This is a genomic window from Arthrobacter sp. cf158 (genome assembly GCF_900106835.1).
In the GTDB taxonomy this organism is placed as follows: domain Bacteria; phylum Actinomycetota; class Actinomycetes; order Actinomycetales; family Micrococcaceae; genus Arthrobacter.
In genome coordinates this window covers 199,362-213,660 of record NZ_FNNR01000005.1, presented here as the reverse complement: position 1 = coordinate 213,660, position 14,299 = coordinate 199,362, and the positions used below count along the sequence as shown (strand labels likewise).

12 protein-coding genes are annotated in these 14,299 nt (G+C 58.6%); 4 read left to right on the top strand and 8 right to left on the bottom strand.

What is annotated here, in order from left to right:
- Positions 1-115: 115 nt before the first annotated feature.
- From BLW08_RS12035 to BLW08_RS12020, 4 genes are read right to left on the bottom strand one after another with little or no spacing between them, the layout of a single operon-like run.
- Positions 116-1,360: a fumarylacetoacetate hydrolase family protein gene (locus BLW08_RS12035; protein ID WP_091325288.1), complete on the bottom strand. Its 1,245-nt coding sequence runs from the start codon at positions 1,358-1,360 to the stop codon at positions 116-118.
- Entirely contained in the window at positions 1,357-2,238 is an 882-nt protein-coding gene (locus BLW08_RS12030) for a hypothetical protein (protein ID WP_091325286.1), read from the bottom strand. The genes BLW08_RS12035 and BLW08_RS12030 overlap by 4 nt, the downstream gene beginning before the upstream one ends.
- Positions 2,231-3,439: a homogentisate 1,2-dioxygenase gene (locus BLW08_RS12025; RefSeq protein WP_091325284.1), complete on the bottom strand. Its 1,209-nt coding sequence runs from the start codon at positions 3,437-3,439 to the stop codon at positions 2,231-2,233. Before BLW08_RS12025 ends, BLW08_RS12030 begins: the two co-directional genes overlap by 8 nt.
- Positions 3,440-3,473: 34 nt before the next feature.
- On the bottom strand, positions 3,474-5,810 hold the full coding sequence (locus BLW08_RS12020; protein ID WP_091325282.1) for a cytochrome P450/oxidoreductase: 2,337 nt from the start codon (positions 5,808-5,810) through the stop codon (positions 3,474-3,476).
- 174 nt (positions 5,811-5,984) lie between these two features.
- On the opposite strand from BLW08_RS12020, the gene BLW08_RS12015 reads away from it, so the two are divergent.
- The 3 genes from BLW08_RS12015 (at position 5,985) to BLW08_RS24325 (ending at position 7,789) form a co-directional block, all read left to right on the top strand.
- A complete protein-coding gene (locus tag BLW08_RS12015; RefSeq protein WP_091325280.1) occupies positions 5,985-6,659 on the top strand; it encodes an IclR family transcriptional regulator in 675 nt (224 codons plus the stop codon).
- Between the two features lie 608 nt (positions 6,660-7,267).
- A complete protein-coding gene (locus tag BLW08_RS24330; RefSeq protein ID WP_091325278.1) occupies positions 7,268-7,597 on the top strand; it encodes an alpha/beta hydrolase fold domain-containing protein in 330 nt (109 codons plus the stop codon).
- Positions 7,598-7,627: 30 nt separating this feature from the next.
- A complete protein-coding gene (locus tag BLW08_RS24325) occupies positions 7,628-7,789 on the top strand; it encodes an alpha/beta hydrolase (protein ID WP_175538669.1) in 162 nt (53 codons plus the stop codon).
- An 81-nt stretch (positions 7,790-7,870) separates the two neighbouring features.
- Here BLW08_RS24325 and BLW08_RS12000 read toward each other — a convergent pair whose 3' ends face one another.
- From BLW08_RS12000 to BLW08_RS11985, 4 genes are all read right to left on the bottom strand, one after another.
- The gene (locus BLW08_RS12000) at positions 7,871-8,971 is read right to left on the bottom strand and encodes an NAD(P)-dependent alcohol dehydrogenase (RefSeq protein WP_091325275.1); all 1,101 of its coding nucleotides are present in this window, start codon (positions 8,969-8,971) and stop codon (positions 7,871-7,873) included.
- A 30-nt stretch (positions 8,972-9,001) separates the two neighbouring features.
- On the bottom strand, positions 9,002-10,453 hold the full coding sequence (locus tag BLW08_RS11995; protein ID WP_091325274.1) for an aldehyde dehydrogenase: 1,452 nt from the start codon (positions 10,451-10,453) through the stop codon (positions 9,002-9,004).
- A gap of 80 nt (positions 10,454-10,533) precedes the next feature.
- Complete coding sequence (locus BLW08_RS11990) at positions 10,534-11,712, bottom strand: MBL fold metallo-hydrolase (RefSeq protein WP_091325272.1); 1,179 nt, start codon at positions 11,710-11,712, stop codon at positions 10,534-10,536.
- A 64-nt stretch (positions 11,713-11,776) separates the two neighbouring features.
- Positions 11,777-13,132, bottom strand: coding sequence for an MFS transporter (locus tag BLW08_RS11985; protein ID WP_091325271.1), 1,356 nt, complete (start codon positions 13,130-13,132; stop codon positions 11,777-11,779).
- A 254-nt stretch (positions 13,133-13,386) separates the two neighbouring features.
- Here BLW08_RS11985 and BLW08_RS11980 point away from each other — a divergent pair, with 254 nt between their 5' ends.
- Positions 13,387-14,235: a PaaX family transcriptional regulator gene (locus BLW08_RS11980; protein ID WP_091325269.1), complete on the top strand. Its 849-nt coding sequence runs from the start codon at positions 13,387-13,389 to the stop codon at positions 14,233-14,235.
- Positions 14,236-14,299: the final 64 nt, after the last annotated feature.

The following is a 14,299-nucleotide window of genomic DNA, read 5'->3' as shown; positions in this document are numbered from 1 at the left end:
CCTGGGCTCGGCTCACCACCGCGCCCAGGCCCTGCCGTCGCTTTTGAAGCTCCTTAGTGCTATTCGCCCACTTGGGACCTGACTGCAGGACCCCTATATGCCAGGTGGGGATCTCCTACGTTGCCGGCACTATACGGCCGGCGACCTCCCCGAAGCAGATGCTGGTACCCGAAGGTCCGGGTGCTGTGGCGCGGATGACAACCTCGGCTCCGTCCTCTAGGAAGCACATTTTCCCGCCATCCGTAAGGGTCAACGGGTCCCTGCCGTTCCACGTAAGTTCGAGGAGGGAACCGCGCTGATCTCTTCCGGGTCCCGACACTGTCCCGGATGCAAAGAAGTCGCCCGGCCGCAGGCTGGCACCGTTAACAGTCATGTGAGCCAGCATTTGCGCTGGAGTCCAATACATCGATGCAAAAGGCGGTCGGGACACGAGTTTGTTGTTAATGGAGATCTCGAGGCTGATATCCAACCCTGACGCGCGGGCCGACCCGTCATCGAGGTATTCAGCAAGATCGGCGTCTCGGGTTGGCGGTTCAATCGATGCGCAGGAAAGCGCAGCCATCGGCACAACCCACGGGGAGATTGAGGTGGCAAAGGACTTGCCCAGGAAGGGTCCGAGAGGCACGTATTCGAAGGCCTGGATGTCCCTGGCGGACCAGTCGTTGACCAGTACTGTGCCGAAAATATGGTTCTCCGTGTCGGCAAGCTTTACTTCGCCCTGCGGGGCAGCTCCTCCGATGACAAAACCAACTTCAGCCTCAATATCCAGCTTCCTGCTGGGTCCAAAAGTTGGACTTCCTTTGGGCTCGGGTCGAAGGCCCTTGGGGCGGACGATCTCCGTACCCGAAGCAACGATGGTTCCTGAACGTCCGTGGTAGCCGATAGGCAAGTATTTCCAGTTGGTTGTAAGCGGACGCTGATCGGGCCGGAAGATACGTCCTACGTTTGTCGCGTGATGTTCGGATGCGTAGAAGTCAACGTAGTCTGCCACCGTAAAGGGCATAAACAACGAAACGTCTCGAAGATCGTGAACTTCCAGAGACGACGCAGCTTCGGCGGATGTGACTTGTTGGGTCAGCATCGCACGCAGCTCGTCCCAGATTGGCCGGCCCGCTTTGAGTAACCCATCGAGATTTTGACCGAGGACAGCGTTGACGAGTGCTTGAGATCTCCTCCCGTCGTACTCCACAGCTGCAGCCACTCCGAGGATCTTGTTTCCAATCCGAACGCCGAGCCGTGGATCTTCTCCGTAGGGCGCAAATGAAGCGTATGGGAGATTCTCAGCACCGAACCCCGGCTGGGCATTCAAGTCCGCGACGCTTCCAGGTTGCGGCCGAAGCTGGACATCAGTTGTAATCATGACTGAATCGCTTTCAGTAGGGACAAGGAAATGGCACTGGCCCCCGCCGGCAGAATGTCCAGCTCCTCCAAGGTCTTAAGAGGCTCCGTGACACTGCAGGTTCCGAAGGAACTGAAACCTTGGCGCCAGCGCGAGGAGTGCGCATTGTACATTTCCGCCAGAACCGCCGGGCGTTGCTCCCGCAAAACGGCAATCAGCGACGCAGTTGGCTCGGCTTCATACGCCAAGGCGGTTGCCATGGCTATATTCAAGAAGCCATGGTGGGTGAAGCCAGTTTCCTGGTCTGTGTAGCGAACCGCACGGTGAAGACCAGCGGTGAGCTTGAAGGGCACTGCAAGTTCAACTGCAGCACCTATGACAAATGCGAGTTGTTCGGCTGTCGGAAAAAGGTCGGCAGTGATTCCGCCCGTACGATACTTCAGCCTGGCACCAGCCTTCACAATAAGTTCTAGGGCATCCTGCCCGATTTGGCTCGCCGTCAATTCCACGTAGACGTCACACTCCCCCGCGAGCGTTGCAGCGCCAAATAGTTCCTTTTTCCAGTCTTCTTGAAGAGGGCCGGTTTTCAGCTCGACAGAAACGATTGTTAGGGGCCCGGGAGCATGGGCGGCCGTAAGCGCCGCCTCCAATTGTCCGGGCGGTACCACAACGCTTACCTCAATGGAGGCACCTTTGAAACCCCAGCCAACTAGTATCTCCTCGGCTTTCGGCATGTCCTGAAGTGGCAAAACAAGAGGTCCGATTGCCACTCCCAGAACGGAGTCTCGGCGGACGACATAGTCCTTTACCGCGACCTCAAGGGGTGCGAGACCAGGCGGAAAGACGGCCGCATCGTCGAAGAATCTGTAGAAGGCGTCTGGCAGTTCGTAGTCAGACATTGTTCCAACGACCGCCTGTCCACGAGCTTGCGTAGCGGCCATCATCCGATTTCATGGCCGCCTCACCAAGTTCAAGAGGCCTGAAGGTATCCACCATTACGGCAAGTTCGTCGAAGTACTCCATACCGAGGCTGGCCTCCACAGCTCCAGGTTGGGGACCGTGCGCGTGACCGCCAGGGTGAATGGAGATCGATCCCTTGTTGATACCTGAACCCTTTCTTGCCTCATAATCACCGTCGACGTAGAACATGATCTCGTCCGAATCAACGTTGGAGTGATAGTAGGGCACGGGGACGGAGTCCGGATGGTAGTCGACTTTCCTCGGCACAAAGTTGCACACGACGAAATTGTTGCCCTCAAACACCTGATGCACGGGTGGTGGCTGGTGGACCTTACCCGTGATAGGCATGAAGCTATTGATGTTGAAGACATACGGGTACAAGCAGCCGTCCCAGCCCACAACATCAAATGGGTGGTAAGGGAGCACGTGTATGCTTCCGGCAAGACCGCTGGGACCGTTGCCGCGATGCTTGATGTAGACCTCGACATCCTGACCTTCAGTCAAAAGTGGCTCGTTGGGACCGCGAAGGTCTCGTTCGCAGTACGGTGCATGCTCCAACAGTTGACCGTGCTTTGAAAGGTACTGCTTCGGTGGTCCAATGTGGCTGTTGGCCTCGATGAAGTAGAGCTTGGCAGCATCACCAGCCGGCATGACCCATCGATGGGTAGTCGCGCGGGGGATGACGATGTAGTCTCCCTTGGCGACGGACAAGGAACCAAAGACCGTCTCGACGACGGCTGTTCCGTCTTCAACATAGACGCACTCGTCGCCTGTCGAGTTTCGGTAAAGGGGAGAAGTCTTGCCAACCCAGGCATAGCTGATGCGCACATCGCCGTTCCCCAAAACGAGGCGCCGTCCCGTTACCGCGTCGACGTTTGTTGCATCTCCCACATCAAACAGACTGTGTAGTCGCAAATGGCGAGGCAGCAGCGGCAAATTTGGGGTTAATGACTGGTCGTTTAGGTCCCAAATTCGAGCACCAACCAGGGCGGAAGGAATATTCCGATGGTAGAGGAGCGAAGAATCAGAGGAGAAGCCCTCCTCCCCCATCAGTTCTTCGTAGTAAATAGCTCCGGAATCAGCACGGAACAGAGTATGCCGCGTTTTGGGGACAACTCCCAGCTGGCGATAGAAAACCATTTCATATTCCTTTGGTTACGGGCCGACAGGCCGGTTAGAGGTCAAGAATCAATCGTTCGCCGCAGGCGCGCGAACAGCACGTGAGCATGAGGTTGCCTTCTGCTCGTTCATCCGGGGTCAGCACGAGGTCCCGATGGTCGATACTGCCGCTGACGACGCCCACCTGACAGGTGCCGCACAACCCCTCTTCACAATCGCTGGGCACCTCGACTTTGGCTGCCCGCAAGGCTTGTAAAACAGTCTCATTGGCGGCGACCCGGACTGTTATGCCGGAGTTGTTCAGCTCCAGATCAAATGCACTCTCGACTGCGGGATCCAGCGTTCCCAAGCTGGATGTAAAGTGCTCAACGTGCAGCGTTCCCTCCCGCCAGTTCTCAGCAATGCTCTGCAGCTCGGCGATCATGCCGGCTGGTCCGCAGCAGTAGACCTGCGCCCCTTGGGACAGGTGGTCCAGGATCGTGGGCATTGATGCCCTTGTGCCTTCATCACTGACCCAAAGGTGCAACCGGTCTCCATGTATTGCGCGGAGCTCGTCGACCATGGCCATGGCCCTCCGGCTGCGGCCTGCATAATGAAGGTCGTACTTCATGCCGCGCCGCTGGGCTTCGGCTGCCATGGCACTGATTGCAGTGATACCTATGCCACCCGCGATGAACACATAAGCGGTAGCCCCGGGGTCAAGCCGGAAATGGTTTCGCGGACCACGAATTTCCAATGCTGTACCCATGGCGGCATTATCGTGGACCCAGGCTGAGCCGCCGCGTCCATCCGGTTCCTGAAGGACAGCGATTTCCAGACCCCTTGGGTCCGTTGCGTCGCCGCAAAGTGAGTATTGACGTGAGTGCCCTGTATCTCCGCAAATTACATCGATGTGGGAGCCTGGACTCCACGCCGGGAACGGTTTCCCGTTGGGTGATTCGAGTCGAAGGCGGACAACCTTGTCAGTGAGCTGCCTTCGTTGCGTGACCACCACGGGACGCGTTATGTGTTTCGTTGCGTTCGGCCCAATGCGAACCTCCGCCTTCGACGCGAGGATGGAAGGGTCGGCTCGTTCGGGATTGAGTTCAGGCTCCCACTCGACCAGAAGGTGTTCCGGTCCCCTGAAGGAAGTATTGCGAACATATGAAAATGTCTGCGCGCTGAGTTCCAATTGGGGAAGCCGTCGCGTTAATTCCTCGAGAATGATCTGGAGTTCCATTCGGGCCAGGTTCTTACCCATGCACTGGTGAGCGCCGTAGCCAAAGGTTAGGTGCTCAGAGGCGCTCACCCTGCGAAGGTCAATCATTTCCGGGTCCTCGAAGTACCGCTCATCGTGGTTTGCCGACGACTGCATCATGAGGATTTTCGCGCCTTTGGGTATGTCGACACCGCCAACTTTCGTGTCCGTCATAGCGATGCGTCGCCACGCAGACACTGAGCCGTCCAAACGCAGACACTCTTCAACCGCATTGGGAATCAAAGCGGGATCGGCGCAGATCTCATCCCAGACCTCACGGTTTTGCAGCAGCAACTTGATGGCATTGGTCGCGGCAATGGCAGTGGTCTCGTGCGCTGCCACAATGCCGGCCATCATCATGGAATGTAGAAACGAGTCCGTCACGATCTCGGGATGGTCGGGCTGCATCCGGATAGCAAACTGCATCCACCCTGAGCCATTTGGATTCCGGCGGATCTTTTCCAAAACCTCGCCAGAGTACTGCCAAAACTTACCAACCGCTTCAGCAACGGCAATCTGCTCCTTGGGATCGGGCCGGCCCCAGATGTTGACTGTATGGGCAACGGAATAGCGTCGCAGTACATCCATGTCGTCTTCCGGGACACCGAGAAAGTGAAGGGCAACTGTCAAGGGCAATTCAAAGAGCATTTCTTCGACCAGGTCCACCGCGCCCTTGTCGATGAAGCGGTCGACGAATTCCTTGGCCAACCTTCGTACCATGGGCTCGTGGTGGGCCAACTGGGCGGGTTCGAACGGCTCAATGAGCAACCGACGACGCGGCATATGCGCCGGTTCGTCTTCGTTGACGAGAGTACGCTTCAGCCCAAAATCGTAGGAGTTAAGGATCTCCTTCGCTGCTTCACCGACGGGCGTTATGTTCTCCAACGCTATGGACGGGCTGAAGGTGACGTTGTCACGGAAGATCTCTTGCACGTCGTGGTAACGAGTGACTACCCAGTATCCAAGCTTAGGGCTGAAGAAGACGGGTTCATCCCGACGGGCCCACGCGACATAACCGGCAGGGTTCTGTTGATACCCGTCCTCGAAGGGGTCAAATTCAGCGGCGGACCCCATGACGGGACATCCACTCGCCTCGGATACGTTCTTTGAGGCCGACCCAGTAACTGGGCAGCTTTGCATCTGCTGGACCACCATTGCTCCATCTGTTACTAATAGTGAACATGTTGTTCCATCTAGTGGACACCTCCAATGTAAGCGGTCCGGTAAACAGCAGTCAAGGTTCGAGTTTCAGATGGACGCGTCATAGTGTTGTCCACGCGTATGGAACAGTTGACGCATCACTCGCTACTGACCAGCAAAGGAATGCCCGTGAGCACCCTACAGACCCTGGACCGCGGTATTCGTGCCTTGGAGGTCGTCGCGGCGAGACCCAGTGGCATCTCCGTGGCGGACCTTTCCGCCGAGATCGGGGTAGCCCGCGCAATCGGTTATCGACTAGTAGCCACACTCGAAGAACACCGACTTCTCATGCGAGACACAGACGGAAAGTTGCATCTCGGGGCTTCAATTCCCGCACTTGCCTCGCAGTATTGGCCGGGACTGCTTTCGCTTGCGACGCCGATCCTGCAAGACCTTGCTGACAAGACGAATGCGACGGCGTTTATGTCGGTCGCAGAGGGCGACGAAGCCGTTGCCGTGCTGTCCTTGGACCCAGCCGTAGCTTCAGTCCTCCGTGTTGGCTACCGGGTGGGAAGTCGGCACCCACTAGCCCTGGCGGCCGCGGGAATCGCCATCCTCGCTGCCCGCGCACCATCCGAAGCTGACACGCCGGAAGTTGTCGAGGCTCGCCGCCAGGGCTATTGCATCACCCGTGGACAACTGCAGGCAGGCGCCGTCGGCGTTGCCGCTCCACTAAGACTCGCCGGCACCCTCCACGGCGGGCCGGAGGCTTCCATTGGGTTGGTCGCCCTTCAGGACTTCGACAGCGAGGCCGCGAGTGACCCAGTTGTGGAAGCGGCACGCAAGATAAGTGCCACCCAGTAATCCGCCACCAGCTACCCACGGACACCAGCGGGCAATCAGCGACAGGACTATGACCCCTGAAAATAGTACGCGAACTTGCCGCCCTCCAGTTCGTGCTAAGGACCATGCGGGCCAATCCGTAGTTTTGAGGACTTCAACTGGGACACCGGACTGCTGGTCACCATGGAGCCACCGGGCCAACGACACCAAACTGCGGGCAGGTGCAGACACCGAAGACTTGGAAACGGGCGGCGGACGTGTGTTCGTCGGTACGCCCTTCCTTCAACAGGTCACCGAAGCCTCGCTCACGTTCTTGCGCGAACGTATGGGATCTGAGTTGAAGACTGGCCTTGATCCAGCCATTCGGGCCATGGAAAAGGAATGGCAGCGACTGGCGACTTCCCGATATTTACCGATGTCGACGGTCCTACTGCCCGCGCAAGGGGGTCCGACTTCGGGACAGCTTCAATCATCGACAGTTCTTCGGCGTCGAGTCGATCGCCGAATCGAAGTTTCCCGTCCCGGCTGGCGACTTCAGAATTCTCATTCAAAACCCCAGGATGCAAGCGATGCCAGCGTTGTGTACTTTCACGGCGAGAGTTGGACTATAGGCGACTTGGACGGGCCGTATCGCTGCCCGCACCGGCGCGCACGTCGTGCAGGTGGATTACAGGTTCGCACCCGAAAAACCCCACCCTGCAAGGGTTGAAGACGCCATCGCCGCGGTCGAGTGGGCAGCCGCGCACATCGATCGCTTCGGCGGGAACCCAGAAAAGCTGGTCGTGGCCGGGACTGCGCTGGTGGAAACCTCGCGGCAATTGCGGCACATCATTGCCGGACACGGACGTCACCCTAGCGGCACAGCTTCTCATCGAGCCAGCCACCGATTTCACCCTGATGGCAGGCACCGTCATGGAACATCAATACCTGGGCCCCGATCCCTTGGTTCCATTGGATGACCCGGCGCAATCCCCTGCTCTCTGCGAGCCTTGCCTGGCTGCCCCACCATTATCGGCGTCGGTGATCACGATTTCCCCTACGACGTCAATCTCCACTTTGCCCAGAGGCTCAAGGACGTAGGAGTGGACGTGACTCTGCGCTGCTATCCCACCCTCAACCACGGCTTCTTCAGTCACGCGAATGTCTCCTAGGCCGCCGACCCAGAAGCGGACGACGGCGGGTAAGCACCCGCCGTCGTCCGCTCTTGTTTGAGGCTAAACCGGCTTGGATCGCTAGAAGACAATGACCGGCTTAATCACGTGCCCCTTGGCGGAGTCCTCGAACCCTTGATTGATCTGGTCCAAGGTGTAGTTCTGCATCAGCTTGTCCATGGGGAACCTGCCTTCCTTCCACAACTCAATGAGCTTGGGGATGAAGACCTGCGGCACGGAGCTTCCCTGAATGATGGTCTTGAAAGTCCACCCCTTGACCAACGAAAGGCCGATCTCGAACGTGACTTCCGTTCCGGGCTTGGCAGCACCTACCAGTGCGAGGGTTCCGCGCAGCGCGATGGCATCCGCCGCTTGGCGAAGCAATTCCGGACGCGCCGTTGTGTCCACCACGTAGTCAGCCCCACGCCCGTCAGTGAGGCGAAGGATCTCCTCAGTCAGGTCCTGCTCAGTGGTGTTGATGACATCCGTCGCGCCAAGTTCCTTGGCGAGATCGAGGCGGGACGTGTGGATGTCCACAGCAATGATCCGAGCACAGCCTGCAACGGATCCGGCCATGATGGCACCGGAACCGACGGCGCCGGTCCCGATGACCACCAGCGTGCTGTTCAGCCGGGGCTTAAGTTCATTCAGAACTGCGCCGGCGCCAGTCTGGATGCCGCAGCCCAGCGGAGCAACAATCTCCAACGGGACATCAGCACCAATCCTGACCACGCTCTCCTCTACGACGTTGGCGTACGTGGCGAAGGAGGACTGGCCGAAGAAATGTGAGGAGATTACTTCTCCATCCTTGCTGAGCGCTGTGGTGCCGTCAGGTCGACGTCCACCGAAATCCGCCGCGAAAAGGTTTTCGCAGTATGCCATCTCTCCAGACCGGCAGCGATCGCATTTGCCGCAATAGGCAGCTGCGAGCAGTACGTGGTCGCCGGGCTGAACGGTGGTTACTGAACTGCCGATCCGCTCAACAACTCCGGCACCCTCATGCCCGAGGACAGCGGGTAACGGAGTGGGGTACACCTGGTCGCGGACAATCGCATCCGTGTGACACACGCCTGATGCCACCATTTTGACCAGGACTTCGTTAGGTCGGAGTTCGTCGAGTTCGAGGTCCTCAATACTGAGCGGCTGGTGCGGCTCTCTGGCCACTGCTGCGGTTACCTGCATGGTCTGTCTTTCTCTACGTTGGGGCTGGCTTTAGAAGGGGTACTGCTGGTCGGACTGCTCCACCGTGATCCATTTGAGTTCTGTGAACTCGTTGATGACTGCCCGTCCATCGAATCGGCCGTAGCCACTGTTCTTCATGCCGCCGTAAGGAGCTTGGGCCTCGTTCTGCACTGTTGCACCGTTGACATGCACGTGACCTGCCTGAATTTGCATGGCAACCTGCAGGGCCCGGGTGCTGTCTTTGCCGAAGACTGCCGCTGCCAGCCCGTACTCGGTGTCGTTGGCAACCTGGACAGCTTCTTCGATGCCGGAGACGCGGACTACCGTAGTGATGGGACCGAAGGTTTCCTGGTCGTAGATGGACATCTCCGGGCTGACCTTGTCCACAATAGTGGCGGGCATGGAGGCGCCGTTGGCGCGCTCCCCCACTACGAGTTCAGCACCCTTTGCCAGTGCGTCGTCAATGAGTCCGTTGATGCGGGTACCAGATTCTTCCCGAATCATGGGGCCAACAATGCAGTTCTCGTCAGTAAGCGGATCTCCGGCGCCCAACTGAGCTGCCCGAGCAGCGAACTTTCCTACGAACTCATCGGCAATCTTCTCATCCACCACGAAACGCTCGGTGGACATACAGATCTGGCCCTGGTACAGGAAAGACCCAAAAACGGCAGCATTGACTGCGCCATCAACATCGGCGTCATCAAGGACCACGAACGGAGCCTTGCCGCCGAGTTCCAGCAGAACCGGCTTCAGGTAGCGGGCAGCCTTCTCAGCGATGATGCGCCCCACCGTGGTGGATCCGGTGAAGTTGATTCGCCGGACTGCCGGATGCGCGATGATTGCTTCCACCACACGATCCGAGTCTTCCGCGGTGCTGGTCAGGAAGTTCAGGACACCGGCCGGAAGCCCCGCTTCATGCAGGACCTCGGCAATGATGGCGTGGGTCTTCGGGCTGGTCTCCGAGGCCCGGAATACTACCGAGTTTCCACAGACGATCGGGTAGGCGATGGCGCGCGCGGCGAGGACACCTGCTCCATTCCACGGTGCCATGCTGAGTACCACGCCTGCGGGCTGACGGACGGTCATGGAGAGGGTTCCGGGCTTATCGGTGGGGAGGGTTTCGCCCTGGATCTGGCTGGCAAGGCCGGCTGCCTCACGGAAAAGCTGGGCTGTCAGGTAGACGTTGAAACCAGCCCAAAGACCAGCGGCGCCAACTTCGGACATCATGGTCTCGATAAACTCGGGCCCGCGACGCTCCATGATTTCGGCGGCTTTCAACATCACCGCACGCCGTTCGCTGGGTCCAGTGGTGGACCAGGAAGTGAATGCTTTCGACGCCGATTCCACGGCATCCAGCGCATCGTCTACGCCGGCAGCAGCGCTTTCCGTCACCAACGCCCCAGTCACCGGGTGCCGCCGTTCAAACGTCTTTCCTTCGCGTCCGTTGCGGGGCTCGTTGTCAATGATGAGTTGCGTTTGCAAGGTATCTCCTTATTTATCCGTTGGTTGAATTGCTGTGTCGTAGCGCTGCCGAAGCGATCTGCCGGGCGCCGGCGTTGGTGTTACCTGCGTCGCTTCCCGATGCCGATTTGCATCAGGTCTTCACCGACAACGAGCCTCCCTGAGAAAGAACGTCCTGCCTCCAACCAGCGGTTTTTGGGGTTGTCCGCCGGCGCTAGGTGCGAGAGCACTAGAGTTTTTACTCCAGCGTTCTCGGCAACGACGCCAACTTCCTCAATGCTTGTGTGAGAGTTGATCAGGTGATGGATCTTCGCCTCCTGGGCAGGTGTAGGCGGTGAAGGGAACAGACTCTCCACCCATCGGGGGTCAATGACTTCGTGCACCAATATGTCCGCGCCTTGGGCCAGGCGTATGAGATTGTCCGAGTAGGCAGTGTCGCCAGAGAAGACGACGGATCCTTCGGCCGCGTCAAAGCGGTAGGCAAGCGCGGGGTAAACCGGGGGGTGCTTGACAAGTGTCGCCGTCACGCGGACATTCTCGTCTTCGTATACATGCAAAGGCTCCATTGGCGGCGCCGGATCGACGTCGGGGTTTACGACCAGCCCAGGCGGAACCACGACCTCAGACACGTTGATCAATGTATGCGGGTCCGGCTTGAGGCTGTCCCTCATGTTGTCATTTAAGTCAGCCGCGTATGCCTGGTAGACATACTCAGTCATATCGGAGATCCCGGGGGTCGGGTTCTCGGGATTTATTACCGGCGGAGTGTCCGTAGCGCTCGGTGATAGTGGCACGAGCTTACCCCTGCTTCCGGGGCCAAACACTTGGACAGGCTTCTTGCGCACGGCAAGACCATCAGTCGAGCCGAAGATTAGGAGTGACGGGTAGTCAATCAGATGGTCTGAGTGCATGTGGGTAATGAACACGCCCTCTAGTCCCTCCAGGCCGGAAAATTCCTTCTGGGTACCCAAGCCTGCTTGAAGGTAACGTCGGGCCCAACCGTCTCCGCAATCAATCAGATATACGGCATCACCCACTGCCAGCGCGGAAGAAATTCCTTGTCGCTCCGTCCCACCCCAAAAGGTCCTTCCAGCAGCAGTACCTAGAAGTGCAAGTCTGGTGTGATAGTCACGGGCGTTGCCCAGATCCTTCTTATAATCCCCGGCCGCAACAGCCGGTGCCGTCATGCTTGAGACCAGGGCCGCTCCCCCAGCGACTCCAGCTAGGCCAAGCAGCGATCTTCTTGAAACACCGGAAAATTGCGAGATCACGTCGCACATAACACGTCAGTCCTTAGTATGAGGTCTCGGGCACGGATGCTCTTGACGGCCGGGCACTGTCGTCTCAATGCGCAACAGGGTTGTCGGATACTGTCGCAGCAGTTCCGCCTGCTTTCGCGTCGGACCCATGCGGAGAACTCCTTGGCACGGCCAGCACGGCCACCACACCTATGGCAGCGGCGATGGCCCAAATGGAGAAGTTGATGAAGTTCCCCAGTGAGGCTGCCACCAGGACGCCGCCACCGGAGATGGCGAGGACAGCGCCAATGCGCCCGATTCCCAAGGTGATGCCCAAAGCAGTGGCCCGGGTGGCGCCGGAGAAATAGGTAGCCACAAATCCGTTGACGAGGATCTGCGCACCAACAGAGCCGAAGCCCACCACTCCCACCAGGAAATACATGACGACGAGCGGCATGATGCCGGTGCCCATAAGGACAAGCGCAACGCCGGAACAAGCAAACGAAATCGCAGTGACGTTCCGCGGCCCGAATTTGTCAGCCAGTCGGGAAGACACGAGAACGCCCACCACGGCCCCGATGTTAACGGTCAGGAGGAAGGACAACGATGAGGCCAGCGAGTAGTTGGCGATGACCATCAGTTGGGGAAGCCAAGTGTTCAGGCCATAGACCAGCGTCTGTCCGCAGATCCCGGCAACGCAGAAGAGGATCATGGCTCCGAGCAACCGGCCCGTTAGAAGTGTGCGGAACCTGCCCTTCGCCGGTGCATCACCGGCAGCACGCTCCGGCGGCAGTTGATCCAGGCCATAATCGGCGATGATCTTTTCGGCCTCACTCCGGCGGCCCTTAGCGGCAAGGAAAGCGGGTGATTCCGGCAGGAGCTTGAAGAGCAATGGAACTACGGCAACCAGCGGGATTCCACCCAGTGCAAGCATGCCCTGGAATCCCAAAGTGGACAGGAAGGCGAGGGAAAGCAGGGCAGCAAGGATGCCACCCACGGCATATCCGGAGAACATCAGTGCGTTGTTGAAGTTGCGCCTGTTCGACTTTGAAAACTCCACTGTCAAGGCGATAGCCGTCGGAATCACACCACCGAGGCCGAGGCCGGCCAGGAAGCGGAAGAGGCCAAACAGTTCGGGAGTTGGAGCCCACGCGGTCAGGAGCATCAAGAGGGAGAAGGAAGCGATGGAGACCATCATGACCTTCCGGCGACCGACAATATCCGTGAGATAGCCGATCAGGATGGCGCCGATAAACATACCTGCCAGCGCATAGCTGCCGATGGCACCTGTTTGCACTGCAGTAAGACCCCACGGCTCGTAGGCCAGGAGTTTCGGAACGATCGCACCGTAAACGACCAGATCATAACCATCAAAAACGATGGCGAGGAAGCAGAGAAAAATGACGACGCCCGCGGATTTGCGGGGGGTAACCGTTGTTGAGGCTGGCGATTGAAAAGCCATTTGGAGCTCCAGGTGAAGTACACGACATTGTGGTGGTTCCAGAGATGGGATGGCGGTCTTCTGTGACCTGACCCACAAACAAATGTAACATTAACTCGTTGCGCGTCAAGAGAACTGTTGCATGTTTCTTCAAGCATCGACCCGGATCTCATCTTGACCAGACACGTAACGCCCAAGTGTTGCTCGTACCTATACTTGTTGCACGTCACTCAGGCCGGCCACCATTGGCGCGGCCCACAGATTTGGAGAGTCCCGTGCAGTGGAAACCCAGAGCAGTGATCCTGGATCTTTTCGGGGATTACCTACGTTATGCCGGCAGTGAAGTGAAGCTCGCAGACATCACCGCATTACTGGCAGTATTCGATATTGAAGCAGCCACGGTGCGCGTCAACCTGTCCCGGCTCCGGAAGGAGGGGTGGTTCACCACCCGGCGCGTCGGCCGCGAGACGGTCTACTCACTCACGCCCCACATGCTGGAGATACTCGACGACGGCCGGGAGCGGATCTTCCGACGCAGGGACGAGGCGTGGGAGGGCCGATGGACCATGGCCATCTACCAGGTTCCGGAATCCGAACGAGCGGTTCGCGAGCAGCTCCGGAAGCAACTCGCATGGCACGGATTCGGCCAGCTCTCACCATCAACCTGGATGAGCCCCCATGACCTCATGGCCGAAGTCCGCCAAATCGGGATCGAAAATCCCTTGGCCAAAGTCGACGCCCTCTGGTGCGGCACAGGGAACATCCAAGAGGACAGGGACCTGGCTACCCGCTGCTGGGACCTGGATCAGCTCGGCCACGACTACGAGCACTTCATTCACTCCTACTGCACGTTGGACAATCAAGCGGTCAACGCCGCAAAGGATGGCAAAACGGCCCTCCTGGAGCGAATGCGCATCATCGGCGACTACCGACGCTTTCTTTTCCGGGACCCCTACCTCCCACGCGACCTCCAGCCCGAGAACTGGCCCAGCGGCGAGGCGTACCGCCTGTTCGGGGCCGTGCACCGACAGTTGGGTCCAGCCGCCACGGACTTCGTCTCCAGCACTCTCGGCCACGAGATCGGCCCCGGCCGCGAGGTTGCGGCAGAGATCGGCGTTCGCTGATATGTAACAAAAGCTTGACGCTCCGCTTAGATTGGTTACATAATTGGTGGTGAGACCTCTCTCA

What these genes read in the sequence shown, in the direction of transcription:
- BLW08_RS12035 (WP_091325288.1), bottom strand. Translation starts at nt 1,360, where the DNA reads ATGATTACAACTGATGTCCAGCTTCGGCCGCAACCTGGAAGCGTCGCG.
- BLW08_RS12030 (WP_091325286.1), bottom strand. Translation starts at nt 2,238, where the DNA reads ATGTCTGACTACGAACTGCCAGACGCCTTCTACAGATTCTTCGACGAT.
- BLW08_RS12025 (WP_091325284.1), bottom strand. Translation starts at nt 3,439, where the DNA reads ATGGTTTTCTATCGCCAGCTGGGAGTTGTCCCCAAAACGCGGCATACT.
- BLW08_RS12020 (WP_091325282.1), bottom strand. Translation starts at nt 5,810, where the DNA reads ATGGTGGTCCAGCAGATGCAAAGCTGCCCAGTTACTGGGTCGGCCTCA.
- BLW08_RS12000 (WP_091325275.1), bottom strand. Translation starts at nt 8,971, where the DNA reads ATGCAGGTAACCGCAGCAGTGGCCAGAGAGCCGCACCAGCCGCTCAGT.
- BLW08_RS11990 (WP_091325272.1), bottom strand. Translation starts at nt 11,712, where the DNA reads ATGTGCGACGTGATCTCGCAATTTTCCGGTGTTTCAAGAAGATCGCTG.
- BLW08_RS11985 (WP_091325271.1), bottom strand. Translation starts at nt 13,132, where the DNA reads ATGGCTTTTCAATCGCCAGCCTCAACAACGGTTACCCCCCGCAAATCC.